The 1,477-nt window shown below is 81.2% G+C and carries 2 protein-coding genes; both read left to right on the top strand.

Annotation, left to right across the window (positions count from 1 at the left end; translation table 11 throughout):
• On the top strand, positions 1 to 824 hold an 824-nt coding region (locus tag PYV61_RS25240), incomplete at its 5' end, for a cytochrome P450 (RefSeq protein ID WP_275836645.1).
• Positions 825 to 1,172: 348 nt separating this feature from the next.
• On the top strand, positions 1,173 to 1,477 hold a 305-nt coding region (locus PYV61_RS25235), incomplete at its 3' end, for an AMP-binding protein (RefSeq protein ID WP_275836644.1).

Genomic DNA, 1,477 nt, shown 5'->3' with positions numbered 1-1,477 from the left:
CATGCTCGGCGTCCCGCCCGGCGACGGCGACGCCCCCGCGCTCGACCTCCTGGCGCTCGCCGAGCGCCATTAGGTCGCGCCCCGGCGACGGCGACGCGCCCGCGCTCGACCTACTCGCGCTCGGCGAGCGCGTCGCGGCGGGGCTCGGCTTCCGCGCGCCGACGGCGCGGCGGGCGCGCGCGATGCACGCCGACTGCGACCGGCTGGCCGCGATGGCGCGCGTCGGGTGGGAGGCGGACGACCGGGACGCGCCGTCGGTCGCGCGGCGGCTGCGCGACCTCGGGCTCACGTTCGAGGAGGCGCGCGGCGTGCTGTCGATCCTGCTGCTCGCCGGCGCCATCACCACCGCCGCCGCGCTGCCGCGCCTGGTGGCGCTGCTGCTCGACGCGGGGCAGTGGGACGCGGCCCGCGAGCGCCCGCCCGACGGCCTGGCCGGCGTGCTGGCCGAGGGGCTGCGATTCGCCGCGGCCGTGCCGGTCACGGTGCGCGTCGCGGCCCGCGACGTGTCGCTCGGCGGGCGGCGCGTGCGGCGGGGGACGCGCGTCGTGGTGCTCACCTGCAACGCCGCCCGCGACCCCGCGCTGTTCCCCGACCCCGATCGGTTCGACGTCGCGCGCGCGCACGATCCGCGCGCGCGGCACCTCTGGTTTGGGGCGGGGCCGCACTTCTGCCTGGGCTTCGCGCTCGCGCAGCGGCAGCTGCGGCGCACGCTGGAGGCGCTGCTGGCCGTCCCCGGCACGCCGCGCGTCGTGCGCCGCGCCGCCGCGCGCGGCGCCCTGATCCCCGCCTACGCGTCGCTCGTGCTGCGCGTGGACGCCGCGTGAGCGCGCCGTGACCGACGCGTCGACGCTCGCGCTGTTCGAGCGGCTGGCCGCGGCCGGGCTCGCGCCGGGGGACCGCGTGCTGTTCGCCGTGCGCCCCGGCGTCGAGGCGATCGTCGCCATCCTCGCGGTCGTGGAGGCGGGCGGCGTGCTGGTGGCGGCCGACGCGGGGGTCGGCGGGGCGCTGTTCGCCGCGCGCATGGCGCTGGTGCGCCCGCGCTGGGTGGTCAGCGAGTCGCTGCTGCTGGCCGCCATCGGCGGCGCCCTCGCGCGCCGGCTGGCGCGCCCGCGCGGCGTGGACCTGCCGTCGCTGGACGCGCTGCGCGAGGCGCGGCTGGTGCGCGTCGGGCCGTGGCTCCCGGGGACGCGCGGCGCGCCGGCGCGGGGGCGGCGGCCGCGCCGCTCCCGGACGCGTCGCCCGACGCGCCGGCGTTCGTCGTCTTCACGTCGGGCACCACCGCCGCGCCGCGCGCGGTCGTGCACACGCAGCGCTCGCTCCGCGCCACCCTCGACGCGGTGGGCGCGTCGCTCGCCCTCGGCGACGGCGACGTGCTGTACGCGGGGGAGCTGCACCTCGCGCTGCCGGCGCTGCTGGCCGGCGCGCGCGTCGTGGTGCCGCCGCGCGGCCGCTTCGACGCGGCCCGCCTGGCGCGCGG

This window comes from Roseisolibacter sp. H3M3-2 (assembly GCF_029211165.1).
GTDB lineage: Bacteria > Gemmatimonadota > Gemmatimonadetes > Gemmatimonadales > Gemmatimonadaceae > Roseisolibacter.
This window is presented reverse-complemented; position numbering and strand designations above follow the sequence as displayed.